The sequence below is a fragment of the Streptomyces sp. NPDC088725 genome, assembly GCF_044751305.1.
Taxonomy (GTDB): domain Bacteria; phylum Actinomycetota; class Actinomycetes; order Streptomycetales; family Streptomycetaceae; genus Streptomyces.
This window is the reverse complement of the sequence record NZ_JBIVLO010000004.1, coordinates 666514-683284: the sequence shown is the minus strand read 5'-3', so window position 1 is coordinate 683284 and position 16771 is coordinate 666514. Positions and strand designations below refer to the sequence as shown.

The window sequence follows — 16771 nt, the reverse complement described above, 5'->3', positions numbered from 1 at the left end:
AGGTTCTCGCTTTCGCGTTTCCCTTTCCGGCGGTTCCGACTCTATCAGATCCTTTCGGGCCTGATTCCCAGTCAGAGGGGGCTTGTCTTCCCGGCTGTTCGGCCGTTCCGACGTTTCAAACTCTAGCGGATTCCGCAGGCGACTCATAATCGAGTCTTCGAAATGCATTTCGGCATGCCGAAATGCGTCCCGGCTGGGGATCGTGCTGAGTTTGGGTGCCGCATTCGCGGCAGAAGTGGCTGTCTCAGAACCATCCGGCTCCGGGACAACTCGAAGAACCTTACGGATCCGGAGGGGGCGTGTCAAGCGCCTGCTGTCCACCGGTTTTCCGGCCGCTTCCCGACCGTCACCGGTCCAGGCCGACCGTCACGGCTCCAGGTCCTTCAGCCTGCCCCCGGCGTCGGGCTGGGCGTCCTCCACGCGGCGCAGCAGGCGGATCAGCAGCTCTCCCAGCACTCCGCGCTCGTCTCCCGAGAGGTCCTGGAGCAGTTCTTCCTCGAAGTCCGTCGCCATCCGCATGGCTTCGAGCCACTGCGTACGGCCCTCGTCCGTCAGCTCCACGATCACCCGGACCCGGTTGTTCTCGTCGCGGTCGCGCGTCACCAGGCCCTCGGCCGCCATGCGGTCGATGCGGTGGGTCATGGCGGCGGGGGTGAGCCCGAGGCGCTTGGCGAGTTCGCCGGGGCCGAGGCGGTACGGGGAGCCCGCGAGCACGAGGGTCTTCAGTACTTCCCATTCGGCGTTGCTGATGCCGAGGTAGGCGACCTGCCTGCCGTACGCGACGTTCATCCGGCGGTTCAGCCGCCCCAGGGCCGAGACGACCTGTTCGACCTGGGGGTCCAGGTCCCTGAACTCCCGCTGATAGGCCGCGATCTGCTCGTCGAGGCTCGGTTCCTGGGGGTCCGCCGCAGCGGGCTTCCGTGGGGTGTCGGGCATCGGTGAAGTATCGCACGCACCCTTCCTGGCTTCGAAGTCCTTCGAGGTGTACTGTTCCAGTTCTAACTTTAGCTTCGAAGTCTTCGGGGTTAAGTCGTTACGACTTCTACTTTCTAGGCGGTGAGTGTGACCAGGGTGGTGGGCGCAGCGATGCGCCGGGTCCAGGCGGGGAACGCGCTGAGCGCGTTCGGTCTCGGGTTCACGGTTCCGTATCTCTACATCTACGTGGCTCAGGTGCGTGATCTGGGCGCGACCACGGCCGGCGCCGTGCTCGCGGTGTTCGCCATGGCGGCACTGGCCGTGCTGCCGTTCACCGGGCGGGTCATCGACCGGCGAGGCCCGCTGCCCGTACTGATGGGCGCCGCGCTGCTGGCCGCCGTCGGCGCGGTCGGCATGGGGCTGTCCGGGAGCGTCCCGGCGGCCGTGGCGTCCGCCGCCGTACTGGGAGCCGGAACCGCTGTCATGCAGCCCGCGCTGGCCACGCTGATCGTGTGGAGTTCGGCGCCTTCGGCCCGTACCCGGGCGTTCGCCATGCAGTTCTTCCTGCAGAACCTCGGGCTCGGTATCGGTGGGCTGATCGGCGGACAGCTCGTCGACGTCAACCGGCCCGCGAGCTTCACCCTGCTCTTCGGCATCGAGGCCGTCATGTTCCTGGTGCTCGCTGTCACGGCGGCGACGGTCCGGGTGCCGCGTCCCACGGCGATTCCCGGGGTTCTGCCCAAGGACGCGGGCGCCGGGGGCGGGATGCGGACTCTGCTCTCGCACAAGGCCATGGTGCGGCTGCTGGTGCTGGGCTTCGTGGTGTTCTTCGCCTGCTACGGGCAGTTCGAGTCCGGGCTCTCCGCGTACGCCACCGAGGCGGCCGGGATCGAACCCGCGACCTTGGGCATCGCACTCGCCGCCAACACGGCGGTCATCGTGCTCGCGCAGTTCGTGGTGCTGCGGCTCGTCGAGCGGCGCAGGCGCAGCCGGGTGATCGCCCTGGTCGGCCTGATCTGGGCCTTCGCGTGGGTCGTCGCCGGATACGCGGGACTCGGGCACGGCAGCCAGACGATGGCGACGGCCGCGCTCATCTCCACGTACGCGCTGTTCGGACTCGGCGAGTCGATGCTGTCGCCGACCATGGCGCCGCTGGTGGCGGACCTCGCGCCGTCCTCGATGGCCGGTCAGTACAACTCGGCGTTCGCCCTGGTCAAGCAGTTGGCGCTGGCGGTCGGTCCGGCCGTGGGCGGGCCGATGGCGGCCGCGCTGCACGGCCCGTACATCCTGACGTTCGTGCTGTTCTCGCTGGGCATCACCGTGCTGGCGCTGCGGCTGGGCGGTCGGCTCACGCCCGTACAGGACAGGCCCGCGCTCGCGTCGGTGTCGCGGGTGGTGGCTCAGCACCTGCCCGTGCCGGAGAACGTTCCGCAGCCCGGGACCGCGGACGCGCCGTCCGTGCCGGAGCCGGTGCCCGCCGTGCGCTGAGCGCGGTCACTGCGGCAGGGCGAACTCGCACCAGACGGCCTTGCCGCCGCCGGGCGTACGGCGCGCCCCCCACGACGAGGCGATCGTCGCGACGATGGAGATTCCGCGGCCCGCCTCGTCGGCAGGTTCGGCGCGTTGCCTGCGCGGCAGGTGGTCGTCGCCGTCCGTCACCTCGATGATCAGGCGGCGGTCGGTGCGCCGCAGGCGCAGGCGCATGGGCGGGGTGCCGTGCTGGAGGGAGTTCGCCACCAGTTCGCTGGTGGCGAGGACGCCCAGATCGCACAGCTCGACGGGGAAGCGCCAGGAGGCGAGGACCCCGGTGGCGAAGGCGCGGGCGCGCGGCGCGGCCTCGATCCCGCCGAGCAGGTCGAGCGCGGCGTTGTGGAACAGCTCCGCGTTCCCGCCCGTACGCGCGGGGTGCTGGAGGACGAGCACCGCCACGTCGTCGTCGTGGTCGGCGGTGACGCCCAGGGCGCGGATCAGCCGGTCGCAGACCACCTGGGGTGATCCCTTGGCGCCGGACAGCGCGCGCTCCAGGGACGCGACCCCCTCGTCGATGTCCTCGCCGCGCCGCTCGACCAGACCGTCCGTATAGAGGACGGCGGTGGAGCCGGGCGGCAGCGCGATGCTGCCCGAGGTGTGGATCCAGCCGCCGGTGCCGAGCGGCGGGCCCGTCGGGTCGGCCGCGCGCTCGACCGTGCCGTCCTCCGCGCGCACCAGGATCGGCAGGTGTCCCGCGGACGCGTAGACGAGACGGCCCTCGTTGGGGTCGTGGACGGCGTAGGCGCAGGTGGCGATCTGGCTGGCGTCGATCTCGGCGGCGAGTCCGTCGAGCAGTTGCAGCACTTCGTGCGGCGGCAGGTCGAGGCGCGCGTACGCCCGGACGGCGGTGCGCAGCTGGCCCATGACGGCGGCGGCGCGGACGCCGCGGCCCATGACGTCCCCGATGACCAGTGCCGTGCGGCCGGCGCCGAGGGTGATCACGTCGTACCAGTCGCCGCCGACCGCCGCGTCCACGCCGCCGGGCTGGTAGGTGGCGGCGACCCGCAGGTCGTCCGGCTGCTCCAGCTCCTGCGGGAGCAGGGAGCGCTGGAGGGTGACCGCGGTCTGGCGGTGCTTGCGCTCGCTGCCGCGCAGCCGCTCCACGGCTTCCGCGTGGTCGGTGACGTCGGCGGCGAAGACCAGGACACCGCCGCCCTCGCAGTCGACCGGGGTGCAGGTGACTGTGTAGGACTTGTCCGGGGGCCTGCGGTCCTGGTGTTGCTGCGGGGCCTGGTCCTGGTCCGGCTTCCGGTCCTGTTCGAGTTTCCGGGCCAGGGACTGGATCTTGCGGGACTTGACCGTGCGGGGTTTGCCGCTGCGCAGCACCTGGTCGAGGAGCGGCAGCAGTCCCAGCTCGGCCAGTTCGGGGCAGCTCTCCGCGGCGGTCGTGCCGGCGGGACGCGGGCCGAAAGCCTCCGCATAGGCGTCGTTCACGTACGCGACGCGGTGATCCGGGCCGTACACGAGTGCGACCAGGGCGGGCAGGCCGCCGAGGATGTCCCGTACGGAGAGGTCTTCGAGCGCGGGGACGGCGACCGCGACCGGTTCCGGGGCAGCGGGGTGCGCGGGGCGCTGCTCGGACTCACCACGGGCCGGAGGGACGGACCCGCGGGCCGTGCGCGCGGCTGCGCGGCGCTGTGTACCGGGGAGCCGGGCGCTCCAACGCGTGAAGTTCACGAATTCACAGGCCTCATGGTGTCGTATCGCGTGGCGTGTCGCTGCTGTTCGTCCGGCAGGGCGGTCCTTCGGGCCGGTCCGCGCCGCGCCGGATCACTCTGTGCAGATCTGGACCCACCTATGGTCACACGTCCTCTGCGGGCGAGCGCACTGGTGACGGTGGAGGCGGAGGTTATCGGCCGCCTCCGGTGCCGGCCGTCCTCAGGAGGTCCGGCTGTCCTCGGGAGCCTCAGCTGCTCTTGGGAGGCTCGGCCGTCCTGGGAGGTTCACCGCCCGCGGCCAGTTCGAATTCGGCGCGCGGGTGTTCCAGCGAGCCGAGGGAGACGATCTCCCGTTTGAAGAGCCCGGAGAGTATCCATTCGGACAGCACGCGCGCCTTGCGGTTGAAGGTGGGGACGCGGCTGAGGTGGTAGACGCGGTGCATCAGCCAGGCCGGATAGCCCTTGAGTTTGCGGCCGTACACATGCGCCACTCCCTTGTGGAGCCCGAGGGACGCGACGGAACCGACGTACGCGTGGCGGTAGTCCCGGAGCGGTTCGCCGCGCAGGGACGCGAGGATGTTGCCGGCCAGCACCTTTGCCTGGCGCACGGCGTGCTGCGCGTTGGGGGCGCACTCCGTGCCCGGTTCCCCGGCGGTCAGGTCGGGGACGGCGGCCGCGTCGCCCGCGGCCCAGGCGTGCTCGACGCCGTCGACGCTCAGGCGCGCGGTGCACGCGAGGCGGCCGCGCTCGTCGAGCGGCAGGTCGCCGGCGGCGAGGACCGGATGCGGTTTGACGCCGGCGGTCCAGACGACGGCCCGGGTCGGGAAGCGGGTGCCGTCGCTCAGTACGGCGACGCGGTCCTCGCACGAGTCCAGGCGGGTGTCGAGCCGTACGTCGATATTGCGGGCGCGCAGCTCGCGAACCGCGTACTGGCCCATCTCCTCGCCCACCTCGGGCAGGATTCGTCCGGTGGCCTCGACGAGGATCCACTTCAGGTCCTCGGGCTTGATGTTGTGGTAATACCGCGTGGCGTAGCGGGCCATGTCCTCCAGCTCGGCGAGCGCTTCGACACCCGCGTAGCCGCCGCCGACGAAGACGAAGGTGAGCGCGGCGTCACGGATGTCCGGATCGCGGGTGGAGGAGGCGATGTCCAGCTGCTCGATGACGTGGTTGCGCAGGCCGATGGCCTCTTCGACGGTCTTGAAGCCGATGCCGTGTTCGGCGAGTCCCGGAACCGGGAGGGTACGGGAGACGGAGCCCGGCGCGAGGACCAGTTCGTCGTAGACGAGGTCGATGGTGCCGGGGGTCTTTTCCTCGCGGGAGCGCTTCTCCTCGCGGGATGCCTTCTCCTCGCGGGGGCCTTTTCCCGCGCCGGGGCCCTTCCCCCGGCCCGGGCCTTTCCCCTCGCCCGTGCCCTTTTCCTCGTCTGAGGCGAGTGTGCGCACGGTGACCGTGCGCCGGGCGTGGTCGATGGACGTCGCCTCACCGACGACGAGGGTGCACTTGTCCAGAAGCCGTCTGAGCGGGACCACCACATGCCGCGGTGAGATGTTCCCGGCGGCCGCTTCCGGCAGGAACGGCTGATACGTCATATACGGGTCGGGGGACACCACGACGATTTCCGCCTCGCCGCTCCTCAGCTTCCGCTGGAGCCGCAGCGCGGTGTACATCCCGACGTAACCGCCGCCGACAACGAGAATGCGCGCACCGCGGTCCGGTGCGGGGGTCGTCCCTCGAGAGATCTCAGCCTTCACCATCCCATGAGGCAACGGTGCTCAGGGTTTGTCCACAGCCCCGACAAATTGTGTGACCGGAAGCCGTATGCGATCCGGGGCCGTCAAGTACCGTGGAAACGCTGGAGAATTGCAGGTCAGGCCGGGTTTCAGGGGGAGCGGCGGAGGGCCGGACCAGACAGCTTCCCGGCCTTGCTCCGATCGGGGGGCGACCTGTGCGGAACCGCCCCCTTCTGAATTGGTCCAGGCTCAACTATGTTCATTCTCGACGGTGTGTCAGGACTGTGACCTGGTCGTGCACTCCGTGGTCACAACGGGGAGTCTCCGGGGGGAGACATCATCACCGGGGGAACGGTTATGCATCTTCAGAATTCTCATTGGCAGACCGCTGTCGTCGCGGGTGGTTCGGGCGGCGGGGGCGCGGCGAGTACCGCGGGCGGCCCGGCTGCCGCGGGCGGAGACGGCGACAGACGGCTGGGCGTCGGTGGACCGGGGCGCTCGGCACCGCTTCGTGTGGACGCGCAGCGCAATCTGGAACATGTACTGCGCGCGGCGCGCGAGGTGTTCGGCGAGCTGGGGTACGGGGCGCCCATGGAAGACGTGGCACGGCGCGCCCGGGTCGGGGTCGGTACGGTCTACCGGCGCTTTCCCAGCAAGGACGTGCTGGTGCGGCGAATAGCCGAGGAGGAGACCTCCCGGCTGACGGACCAGGCGCGGTCGGCGCTGGGCCAGGAGGAAGAACCGTGGTCGGCGCTCGCGCGCTTCCTGCGTACGTCGGTGGCTTCGGGCGCGGGGCGGCTGCTGCCTCCGCAGGTGCTGCGAGTGGGCGGGGAGGACGCGGAGGCGGTGCCCGGTGCGCCGGTGTCCGCGGAAGGGCGGAGGCCCGGCAAGGCGCGAGTGCCTGCGGAGGGGCGAGTGCCGCAGCAGCGGCAGGCGGGCCAGCCCGACCTGCGGGTGGTCGGACAGCCTTCGGCCGCAACGGAGTTGGACGATCCGGGCGCGATCGAACTGCTGGACGTCGTCGGGCAGCTGGTCGACCGGGCTCGGGCGTGCGGCGAGTTGCGCGGTGATGTGACGGTGGCCGATGTCCTGCTGGTGATCGCCACGGCTGCGCCTCCGCTGCCGGACGCGGCGCAGCAGGCGGCTGCCTCGACAAGGCTGCTCGACATCCTGCTGGAGGGGCTGCGGCCGCGAGCCGCGTAGTCGAACTGACGTATCGCCCAGTCGTGTTGGCCGTGTCCGAGCCTTTCACGAATGGGTGAAGTCAGGTGCCCGGATGCGGGAATCAGCCCCGGATGAGTGGTTGAGGGACGCAAGGGGCCGGTGTGAACGGCGCCCTGTGGGACTCTTTCCCGGTCTTTGGGTCTGAGGGTGCGCAGGGGGGCTTCACGATGAGCGGTGACGGACGGGACGAACCGCTCGGTGGGGGCGCGCCCGGCGGCGCCCACGGCGGGACGGAGCCCCGCCGGCCCTCCCCGCAGGTGCCGAGCCAGGGCGGCCCCAGAGAACCCACCGGTCCTGCGGCCCCGCGGGGGCGGGCGGTTCCCGGGCAGGGCGGGCGCGGGCAAGGCGTTCCCGGGCAGGACGTCCACGGGCAAGGCGTGTCCCGGCGGGAAGGTCCCGGGCAGGGCGGGCGCGAGCGGGGCGGTCCTGGCCAGGAGGTTCCTGGGGAGCCTCCCCGGCAGGACGTCCACAGCCAGGGCGTTCCGCGACAGGAGGCCCACGGGCAAGGCGCTCCCCGGCAGGACGGTCCCGGGCAGGGCGGGCGCGGGCAGGGCGGGCGCGGGCAGGGCGGTCCTGGCCAGGAGGTTCCCGGGCGGGGCGCGCGCGAGCAGGACGTCCATGGTCAGGGCGGGCTCGGGCAGAGCGGTCCCGGCCAGGAGGTTCCTGGGCAGGACGCCCACGGGCAGAACCGGCGCGCGCAGGACGTCCACGGGCAAGGTGTTCCCGGGCAGGGCGGGCGCGGCGGCGGCGCCGAGGTGAGTGTGCCGCCGCAGCGCGAGGGGCGCGGGTCTCACTCCTCCGACGCACCGACGCTCGAACTGGTCGCGTCCGGACTGCCCCTGTCCGACGCCGACTTGATCCAGCGGATGCGCGGCGGTGACGACAGCGCGTACGAGGAGCTGTTCCGCAGGCACTCGGACGCGGTGCGGCGTTACGCCCGTACCTGCTGCCGGGACGCGCACACCGCCGACGACCTGACGGCTGAGGTGTTCGCCCGTGTGCTCCAGGCCGTGCGCGGCGGCGCGGGTCCTGAGCAGGCGGTGCGCGCCTACCTGCTGACGACCGTCCGGCGCGTCGCCGCGTCCTGGACGAAGTCGGCGAAGCGTGAGCAACTGGTCGACGACTTCGCGGTGTTCGCCGTGCAGGCAGCCCGTTCCTTCGAGGCGTCCGACGGAGACGCACACGAACTGGGCGCGGACGTAAGGGCGATGCACGAGGCCGAGCAGTCCCTCGCCATGCAGGCGTTCCGCAGCCTGCCGGAGCGCTGGCAGGCGGTGCTCTGGCACACCACGGTCGAGGAGGAGTCCCCGAGCCAGGTCGCACCGCTCTTCGGGCTGTCCGCCAATGCCACCGCGGTGCTGGCCAGCCGGGCCCGCGAGGGCCTGAAACAGGCCTACCTGCAAGCCCATGTCAGCTCCTCGCTCACCGCCGGCGGCGATTGCGCGCGCTACGCCGACCGGCTCGGCGCGTACGCCAGGGGAGGTCTGCGGATGCGGGCCGAGCGGGGGCTGCGCAAGCACCTGGAGGAGTGCGCCAGGTGCCGGGTCGCCGCCGGTGAACTGGCCCACGTCAACTCCGAGATCCCGGGGCTGCTTCCGGTCGCCGTCATCGGCTGGTTCGCCGCGGGCTACTCGCTCAAGGCCGCCGGGATCCTGGCGGGCGGCGCGGCGGGAGCCGCGGGCGCGGGCGCCGCTGCCGCCGCGAACGGCACGTCCGGCGGGGCCGCCGCCGAGGGGCTCGGTGCCCCGGCGAAGGCCGGTATCGGAGCGCTGGCCTCGATCGTGGCGGCCGCCGGTCTCGTCTGGGCCATGTCCGGCGACCCGTCGCCGGCCCACGATCCACAGCCCAGGCCACCGGTGGCTCAGCCTCTTCCGCCGCAGCCTCCGGCACCCTCACCGGCGCCGCCGAAACCCCACGACGCACCGAAGCCGCCGACTCCGCGACCTTCGCAGCCACGCTCGGCCCCGCCGAAGCCACAACCCACCCCGCCCCACAAGCCCACCCCGCATCACGAGCCGTCCCCATCGCCCGAGCCCACGCCCGCCAGGCCCACACAGGCAGCCCCCGCCGAGCCGGCCCCGACGCCGGCTCCGACCCCGGCCCCGCCGCCCCCGCTGCCCCCGGCGCCCGTACCGGCGGTCTACCAGGTGAACGAGCTGAAGTACGGCGTCCTGGGCGACGGCACCACACCCGAGGTCCGCCTCGGCGGGGGCGGCTGGCTCTGGCAGCGGTCGAGCATGTCCATCGGCTCCACCCGCTACGGGCACGGCGTGACCATGCACGGCACCGGCTCGGTCACGATCGACCTCAACCGCCCCTGCACCGCGTACGAGGCGCGGGTCGGCGTGGACGATCTGGCCCTGGGCCTCGGCGCCGTCCGCTTCTCCGTGTACGGCGACAGGGGAAGGCTGTGGCGCTCACCGCTACTGCACGGTCACGACGCGGCGGTACCCGTACGGGTGGGGATCTCCGGCCAGAAGACCATCCGCCTGGTGGTGGAACCGCACACGCCCCTGGACGCGGTAGCACTGGCGGACTGGGCAGAGTCCCGAATCACCTGCGCGTAAGGGGCGAAGCGAACACCGAAGGCCTGGCCGCACGACACCAGCGCGAGCGACGGGTCGGCCCGTACGCGGCTGAGCAGGTCGCCCCCGGCCACGCCCACGCGCTCACGACCGCAGAGTCGGCCGCGCGATCACCCCACCCGCCACCGCGCGCTGCCGGGGCGCCGACGTTCCCGTCCAGCAGGTGCCGCGCCGGGACAGCAGCCTGCGCAGCCACAGTTCCGTGGAGACCAGGTCGGCGATGCCGTCCAGCGGCACCGGTTCGCCCTCGGCGGCCGCGCGCAGGGCCTCGCGTACGACGCGGGCCTCGATCAGGCCCGCGTCGGCCAGCAGCGGCGCGTCGAAGAGCGCGATCAGGTCGCCGGCGGCCAGCCGCAGGCCGGCGCGCGCGGCGGCGGCCGACGTGGCGCGTGAGGTGGCGCCCCAGCCCGGCGGGAGGTCGTGTATGCCGGCGCCCGCCAGGACCGTACGGAGGATGTCGGCGCGGGCGCCCGGCTGGACCCGCAGTGCTTCGGGCAGCACGCGGCAGGCCCGTACGACCTGGTTGTCGAGGAACGGCGCGTGCAGGCGCTGGCTGCGGACCTCCGCCGCCTGTTCCAGCACCCGGTGGTCGGCCGCGTAACGGGCCAGCGCGGCGCGGGCGCGGGCGTCTCCCGGGCGCTGTACGGAGGTGGGGCGGGTGGCCGCGGCGGTCAGCCGGAGCGCGACTTCGGCCAGCGCCTCGCCCGTCATCCAGCGCGCCGCGGGGCCCGGCCGGGACCAGGCGAGCGCCGACAGCGACGCGGCCAGCGGGCCCTGCGAGACCGGGAAACCCGCTTCCCGCCGCGCGTCGGGCAGCCGGGCCGCTGCCTCTTCGAGGCCGGCGCGGTAGGTCGTACGGGCGAGCCTGCGCGCGGCCCGGTAGACGGTCAGAGGGACGAACAACGAGGCGGGCGAGGCCCCTTCGGCCTTGGCGAGCGCGGTCACCGGGTGCAGCAGATGACGTCTGCGGCGGTCGAGGAGGAGGTCCGCGAGGCGCGCCGGGTGGCCGTCGAGGACTTCACGCGCCCCCGCGCCGGTGAAGTGGTCGGCGCTGCCCGCCGCGAGTCTGCGGCGGTGGCGTTCCGCGACGACGAGCGAGGAGCCCGGTTCGTCGGTGAGCGGTCCCGCCAAGCCGGCGTAGGGCAGGGCCTCTTCGCCCGCCGCGACCACGACGTGGTGCAGCCGGGGGTTGGAGGCGATGGCGCGGGCGCGCTCCAGTTCGGCTTCGTCGCTGCCGTGGGTGGCGGGGTCGTTGGTGGCCAGGTCGTTGAAGGTGACGGCGAGCAGCCGCTCCCCCGCGCCCGTGCCGTGCCCGAGGATCGTGCCGGGTGCGCCGGGCAGCCCGGCGGCGAGGAGCGCGAGGGTGCCGGAGGCGCTGCCGCCCGACAGGTCGGCGCCGATGCCGGGTACGGGCGCTCCGCGGGCGGCGCGGCGGTCGGCGGGGCCCATGCCGGGGACGGGGCCGGGATCCTGCGGCAGGGTCTCCGGGGCGTGGCGGGGGGCCACGAGCCGGGCCCGTACGGCGTCGATGAGCGCGTCCCGTACGCCCTCGACGGCCTGGTCCGGGTCGAGTTGGGCCGCCGCGACGGCGAGCGAGGCGACCGACTCGTAGCCGGTGATCTGACGCGAACCCTCGCGCAGGATCAGCGAGTGGCCCGGCGGGATGCGCTTGACGCCGTCGTACGGAGTGGCGTCGCGCAGGGCCTCCGGGGTCTCCGGGCAGGCGAGCAGCGCCGCCAAGTACCCGATGTCCAGCTGGGCTTCGATGAGGTCGGCGAGCGGGAGCGCGGCGGTGGCGTACGCGGTGCCACCGGCCCAGGGTGTGTAGAAGACGGGCCTGGCCCCGGCCAGATCGCCGGCGACCGTGATCCGGCGGCCGATCCGCGCGACGGCCGTGTAACTGCCGGGCCAGGCGGTGAGATGACGCAGGGCGCCGCCGCGCGCGGCGAAGAGGCCGAGGCGCAGTTCCTCGTCCGTCGCTCCGCAACAGCCCAGCACGGCAAGCCGGTTGTCGGCGTCGATGCTGACAACTCGTACTTCGTCGGGCCGCCAGTCGCCTACGGCCCAGAGCGGATCCGGGTCGCCCCAAAGGAGTTGGGAGCCGACCGGATGGACGGTGCCGCGCTCGGCCTCGCCGTCTTCGGCCCCCGGATGCCCGGCTGCCGCGGTGCCGCCGGCGTACCCGCCGTGGTGTCCGGCCGCGGTGCCGCCGGCGTACCCGCCGTTTCCCGTGCCCCCACCGCCCGCGAACGCGCCGTTACCGCCCCGGCCGAGCCCTCCCACCGCTCCGGCCGTGCCGAAGTGCGCGGCGATACTGCTCCACCCCACCAACCAGCGCACGCCGCCTCCACAGCCTGTGGACAAGTCGGGCCGAGGCCCCTTCGGTCACGCACCGAAGCCCGTTCGGGACCATGCTGCCACGACAAGGGGACGCGGGAGGGACCGCACGAGGACACGTCGGAGGCGCGCGTCGCACCCGTGCCCGGTGACCGGCCGCACCCTGACGGGACGGCAGACGCACCCGCACAGGCCGGGCGCGCGCACCCGGAAGGCCTCCCGCCGCACCCGCAAGCCGTACCCGCAAAAGGGCGAACGGGCCTCTGGCATGAGCCATTTGGCGAATAAGCGGCCCCGGACGGCCCTCCGCGACCCCGGCCCGACAGGCAGCATTCAGCCAATCTCCGGACCTGACCCGGCGCCCGTGAGCCGGCGCACGTTCGGTCCGGGAGGCGTCGAGCGCCTCCCGGACCGACCCACCGCCCGCGGGGATTGGGGCGGCGGTATCCCCCAGCCCACTGGTTCCAGTACGCAGTAGGCCGACCCACGCAGGTCTCATGGAAGCGCTTCCGCTCCCAGGGGGCCAAGAGCGCACGGCCGGGCGCACGGTACACACCCGGAGCACGAGCCGCGTGTCGGCGCTCCGTTCGCGCGCTTCCGTACGGACAACAATCTCGCCATACGGAACACCGCCCCTTAACGGTCGGGATGTGGCGAACTACGCTTGGTTTTACGAATGCCGGGCGCCTATGCCGCGAACACGGCGGCCGTCTGTGTGTCGAGGGGTGACGCATGTCCAGAGAGCTACGCGGGCCGAACGAAAAGCTCGGTTCCGTTCTCGCCCTCGCGGGAATCAGCAACGCCGGTCTCGCCCGGCGGGTCAACGACCTCGGATCCCAGCGCGGTCTGACTCTTCGCTACGACAAGACGTCGGTGGCGCGGTGGGTGTCGAAGGGGATGGTTCCGCAAGGAGCCGCGCCCCATCTCATCGCCGCGGCCATCGGCGCCAAGCTGGGCCGTCCCGTGCCGCTGCACGAGATCGGTCTCGCCGACGCGGATCCGGCCCCCGAGGTCGGGCTCGCCTTTCCGCGCGACATCGGGGAGGCGGTGCGCTCCGCGACGGACCTGTACCGCCTCGATCTGGCGGGCCGGCGGGCCGGCGGCGGGGGCATCTGGCAGTCGCTGGCGGGTTCCTTCGCGGTCACCGCGTACGCCACGCCCGCTTCCCGCTGGCTGATAACCCCCGCCGACTCCTCGGTCGCCCGCGACGCGGCGGCCGCGGAGGCGGCGCAGGGAGCGCACGGCGTGCAGGGCGCCGACGCCTCCGGGGAGATCTCTCCGATGCGGGTGGGCCACAGCGATGTGGCCAAGCTCCGCGAAGCGGCGTCCGACGCCCGGCGCTGGGACTCCAAGTACGGTGGCGGCGACTGGCGTTCGTCCATGGTCCCGGAGTGCCTGCGGGTCGACGCGGCGCCTCTGCTGCTGGGCGCCTACAGCGACGAAGTGGGCCGCGGTCTGTTCGGTGCCACGGCCGAACTGACCAGGCTGGCCGGGTGGATGGCCTTCGACACGGGCCAGCAGGAAGCCGCCCAGCGCTACTACATCCAGGCGCTGCGCCTCTCCCGCGCGGCCGCCGACGTCCCTCTCGGGGGGTACGTCCTGGCTTCCATGTCGCTCCAGGCGACCTACCGGGGCTTCGCCGACGAGGGCGTCGACCTCGCACAGGCGGCACTGGAGCGCAACCGCGGTCTCGCCACGGCCCGCACGATGAGCTTCTTCCGGCTGGTGGAGGCGCGCGCGCACGCGAAGGCGGGCGACGCGGTGGCGGCCGGGGCCGCGCTGAAGGCCGCGGAGGGCTGGCTGGAGCGCTCGCGGTCCGGCGACGCCGATCCGGCGTGGCTGGGCTTCTACTCGTACGACAGGTTCGCGGCCGACGCGGCGGAGTGCTACCGGGACCTGAAGGCGCCGCGCCAGGTGCGCCGCTTCACGGAGCAGGCGCTGTCGCGGCCGACGGAGGAGTTCGTACGCTCCCACGGCCTGCGTCTGGTGGTGAGCGCGGTCGCCGAGCTGGAGTCGGGCAATCTGGACGCGGCGTGCGCGGCGGGCACCCGTGCGGTGGAGGTGGCGGGCCGTATCTCCTCGGCGCGCACCACCGAGTACGTACGCGATCTGCTGCACCGCCTGGAGCCGTACGGGGACGAACCACGCGTCGTGGAGCTGCGGGAGCGGGCGCGGCCGCTGCTGGTGGCGCCCGCGTGAACCGGCCGCCGGCGGCGCCCGCGTGAACCCGCGGCCCGGGCGCGCGCAGCCGTGCCGGAACTCCCCGGGTTCCCGATGTGGATCTCTGGTTTAAGCGGATTGTCAGCGGGCCAGTGCACTATCGGGGTCGGAGGTGGTGTGCGATGGGCGGACGGGCCGGGTTCGACTGCGACGTGCTGGTGATCGGCGGCGGGATCGTCGGTCTGTCGACGGCGTACGCCCTCACGCGCGCCTCGCCGGGCATCCGCGTCGTGGTCCTGGAGAAGGAGCGTGGTCCCGCGCGTCATCAGACGGGCCACAACAGCGGGGTGATCCACAGCGGTGTCTACTACGCGCCTGGCTCGCTCAAGGCGCGGTACGCGGTGGGCGGCGGCGCCGAGATGGTCAAGTTCTGCGCGGAGCACGGCATCGCCCACGAGGTCACGGGCAAGCTGATCGTCGCGACCCGCCGCGACGAGCTGCCCCGGCTGCACGCCCTGGTCCAGCGCGGCAGGGAGAACGGCATCCCGGTGCGTGAGCTGGGCCCCGCGCAGATCCAGGAGTACGAACCCGAGGTGCGCGGCCTCGCGGCGATCCGGGTCGGCACCACCGGCGTGTGCGACTTCGGCGCGGTCGCGGCGCGGCTCGCCGGTTCGGCGGAGGCCGCAGGGGCCTCCGTACGGTACGGCGCGGCCGTCGACGCCATCGACCGCCGCCCGTGGGGTGTGGCGGTCCGTACGACGGCGGGAGAGGTCGTCAGGGGGCGCACGCTGGTCAACTGCGCCGGGCTCCAGTGCGACCGGGTGGCGCGGCTCGCGGGCGACGACCCGCAGATGCGGATCGTGCCCTTCCGGGGCGAGTACTACGAGCTGGCGAGGCCGGGGCTCGTACGGGGCCTGGTCTATCCGGTGCCGGATCCGGCGTTCCCGTTCCTCGGGGTCCATCTGACCCGGGGTGCCGACGGCAGCGTCCATGTCGGCCCCAACGCGGTGCCCGCGCTCGCCCGCGAGGGCTACGCGCGGTCCGCCGTACACCCGGGAGAGCTGGCGGACACGCTGAGCTGGCCGGGTTCCTGGCGGATGGCGCGCAGACACTGGCGGTACGGGGCCGGGGAACTGCGCCGCTCGCTGTCCAAGCGCGCCTTCACGACGGCCGTACGGCGGCTGCTGCCCACGGTGACGGAGGCGGATCTGCGCCCGGCGCCCGCCGGGGTACGGGCCCAGGCGGTACTGCGGGACGGCTCACTGGCCGACGACTTCCTGATCCGGCGCGCCCCGCGCACGGTCCATGTGCTGAACGCGCCCTCACCGGCCGCGACGGCATCCCTGCCGATCGGCCGCGAGGTGGCGCGGCGGGCGCTCGCGGTCCTGGCGGAGGACTGAGCGGAGGACTCTGCTGCGGGCCTGAGCGGATCCGGCTGGTCCGGCGGATCCGGCTGGTCCGGCGGATCCGGCTGATCCCGCTGATCCGGCTGATCCCGCTGATCCGGCCTCCGCGCGGATCCGGCTGCTCCGCTTCCTCCGTAGAATCGGAGCATTGTGTCCGAGCCGGAGAAGACCGAGATGACCGACAGCACCACCGAGCCGACCGCGCCGGTCGAGACGGCCGAGACGGCCGCGCAGGCCGGCACCACCGCACCGGCCGGCCCCGCCCCGCGGGCCGCGGCCGACGCGCGGCCCGTGCCCGCCGCGCGCACCGCCGTACCCGCCGCGCGCCCCGGAGCGTCCGAGCTGCGCTCCATGAGCCGGATGTTCCCCGACGGCACCGGCCCGGCCGCCGACCCCGCCGGTTCGCACTTCGAGCGCCGTATCCGCAGCTTCCAGCCCCGCAGGAGCCGGGTCACCACCGGCCAGGCCGAGGCGCTGCGCCGCCGGTGGCCCGCGTGGGGCCTGGACATCGACGGACAGCGGATCCTCGACCTGGACGAGATCTTCGGCGGCCTGCCCGCCGTGCTGGAGATCGGCTTCGGGATGGGCGAGGCGACCGCGCGGATGGCCGCGGCCGACCCGGGCACCGGAATCCTCGCCGCCGACGTGCACACGCCCGGCCAGGGCAACCTGCTCCGCCTCGCGGAGGAGCACGGCCTGTCCAACATCCGGGTGGCCAACGGCGACGCGATCATCCTGCTCAGGGAGATGCTGGCACCGGCCGCACTCGCCGGGATGCGGGTCTACTTCCCCGACCCCTGGCCCAAGAAGCGGCACCAGAAGCGCCGTCTGATCCAGCCCGAGTTCCTGACGCTGGCAGCGGAGCGCATGAAGCCCGGCGCCGTCCTGCACTGCGCCACCGACTGGGAGCCGTACGCCGAGCAGATGCTCGACGTGCTCACCGCGCACCCCGGCTTCGAGAACACCCAGGAGGACGGCGGCTACGCGCCGCGGCCCGACTTCCGGCCGCTGACCCGGTTCGAGGGGCAGGGCCTCGACAAGGGGCATGTGGTGCATGACCTGTTGTTCCGCCGCGTGCCGTAACTCCCCACCGTATGGGCCCTACTTCCCACGCTCCGAACCGTATCGACGCGCATAGCGGGTGATTGTTGGCCATGACACGCTATAGGCGGTCAACGCGCCATCGCCGTTGTCAGTGACCCTCGTTAGGGTCGACGGGTGGC

General features: G+C 72.9%; 10 protein-coding genes. 6 read left to right on the top strand and 4 right to left on the bottom strand.

Going from position 1 to position 16771, the window contains the following annotated elements; genetic code table 11:
* Window positions 1-366: 366 nt before the first annotated feature.
* The gene (locus ACIP6N_RS13285; protein WP_401815204.1) at window positions 367-936 is read right to left on the bottom strand and encodes a MarR family winged helix-turn-helix transcriptional regulator; all 570 of its coding nucleotides are present in this window, start codon (window positions 934-936) and stop codon (window positions 367-369) included.
* A 150-nt stretch (window positions 937-1086) separates the two neighbouring features.
* Between ACIP6N_RS13285 and ACIP6N_RS13280 the strand changes: the two genes are divergently transcribed.
* Window positions 1087-2403, top strand: a complete 1317-nt coding sequence (locus tag ACIP6N_RS13280; protein WP_401815262.1) for an MFS transporter — start codon at window positions 1087-1089, stop codon at window positions 2401-2403.
* Between the two features lie 6 nt (window positions 2404-2409).
* On the opposite strand, the gene ACIP6N_RS13275 is transcribed toward ACIP6N_RS13280, so the two are convergent.
* Together ACIP6N_RS13275 and ACIP6N_RS13270 are read right to left on the bottom strand one after the other, a co-directional pair.
* Window positions 2410-4122, bottom strand: coding sequence for a SpoIIE family protein phosphatase (locus ACIP6N_RS13275; protein WP_401815203.1), 1713 nt, complete (start codon window positions 4120-4122; stop codon window positions 2410-2412).
* Between the two features lie 229 nt (window positions 4123-4351).
* The gene (locus ACIP6N_RS13270; protein ID WP_401815201.1) at window positions 4352-5860 is read right to left on the bottom strand and encodes an NAD(P)/FAD-dependent oxidoreductase; all 1509 of its coding nucleotides are present in this window, start codon (window positions 5858-5860) and stop codon (window positions 4352-4354) included.
* Window positions 5861-6193: 333 nt separating this feature from the next.
* Between ACIP6N_RS13270 and ACIP6N_RS13265 the strand changes: the two genes are divergently transcribed.
* Window positions 6194-7039 (top strand): TetR/AcrR family transcriptional regulator, encoded by an 846-nt coding sequence (locus tag ACIP6N_RS13265; protein WP_401815200.1) that lies wholly within the window; start codon window positions 6194-6196, stop codon window positions 7037-7039.
* 398 nt (window positions 7040-7437) lie between these two features.
* Window positions 7438-9627 carry a sigma-70 family RNA polymerase sigma factor gene (locus ACIP6N_RS13260; RefSeq protein WP_401815199.1) on the top strand — a complete coding sequence of 730 codons (2190 nt, stop codon included), beginning with the start codon at window positions 7438-7440 and terminating at the stop codon, window positions 9625-9627.
* Between the two features lie 102 nt (window positions 9628-9729).
* On the opposite strand, the gene ACIP6N_RS13255 is transcribed toward ACIP6N_RS13260, so the two are convergent.
* Entirely contained in the window at window positions 9730-11985 is a 2256-nt protein-coding gene (locus ACIP6N_RS13255; protein ID WP_401815198.1) for an asparagine synthase-related protein, read from the bottom strand.
* A gap of 729 nt (window positions 11986-12714) precedes the next feature.
* Between ACIP6N_RS13255 and ACIP6N_RS13250 the strand changes: the two genes are divergently transcribed.
* The 3 genes from ACIP6N_RS13250 to trmB all read left to right on the top strand — a co-directional run bounded on the left by ACIP6N_RS13250 (window position 12715) and on the right by trmB (window position 16631).
* Window positions 12715-14181 (top strand): MFS transporter, encoded by a 1467-nt coding sequence (locus tag ACIP6N_RS13250; protein WP_401815196.1) that lies wholly within the window; start codon window positions 12715-12717, stop codon window positions 14179-14181.
* Window positions 14182-14324: 143 nt separating this feature from the next.
* The gene (gene lhgO, locus ACIP6N_RS13245) at window positions 14325-15542 is read left to right on the top strand and encodes an L-2-hydroxyglutarate oxidase (RefSeq protein WP_401815195.1); all 1218 of its coding nucleotides are present in this window, start codon (window positions 14325-14327) and stop codon (window positions 15540-15542) included.
* A 357-nt stretch (window positions 15543-15899) separates the two neighbouring features.
* Window positions 15900-16631, top strand: a complete 732-nt coding sequence (gene trmB, locus ACIP6N_RS13240) for a tRNA (guanosine(46)-N7)-methyltransferase TrmB (RefSeq protein ID WP_401815261.1) — start codon at window positions 15900-15902, stop codon at window positions 16629-16631.
* Window positions 16632-16771: the final 140 nt, after the last annotated feature.

What these genes read in the sequence shown, in the direction of transcription:
- ACIP6N_RS13250 (WP_401815196.1), top strand. Translation starts at nt 12,715, where the DNA reads ATGTCCAGAGAGCTACGCGGGCCGAACGAAAAGCTCGGTTCCGTTCTC.
- lhgO (WP_401815195.1), top strand. Translation starts at nt 14,325, where the DNA reads ATGGGCGGACGGGCCGGGTTCGACTGCGACGTGCTGGTGATCGGCGGC.
- ACIP6N_RS13285 (WP_401815204.1), bottom strand. Translation starts at nt 936, where the DNA reads ATGCCCGACACCCCACGGAAGCCCGCTGCGGCGGACCCCCAGGAACCG.
- ACIP6N_RS13265 (WP_401815200.1), top strand. Translation starts at nt 6,194, where the DNA reads ATGCATCTTCAGAATTCTCATTGGCAGACCGCTGTCGTCGCGGGTGGT.
- ACIP6N_RS13280 (WP_401815262.1), top strand. Translation starts at nt 1,087, where the DNA reads ATGCGCCGGGTCCAGGCGGGGAACGCGCTGAGCGCGTTCGGTCTCGGG.
- ACIP6N_RS13270 (WP_401815201.1), bottom strand. Translation starts at nt 5,860, where the DNA reads ATGGTGAAGGCTGAGATCTCTCGAGGGACGACCCCCGCACCGGACCGC.
- trmB (WP_401815261.1), top strand. Translation starts at nt 15,900, where the DNA reads ATGAGCCGGATGTTCCCCGACGGCACCGGCCCGGCCGCCGACCCCGCC.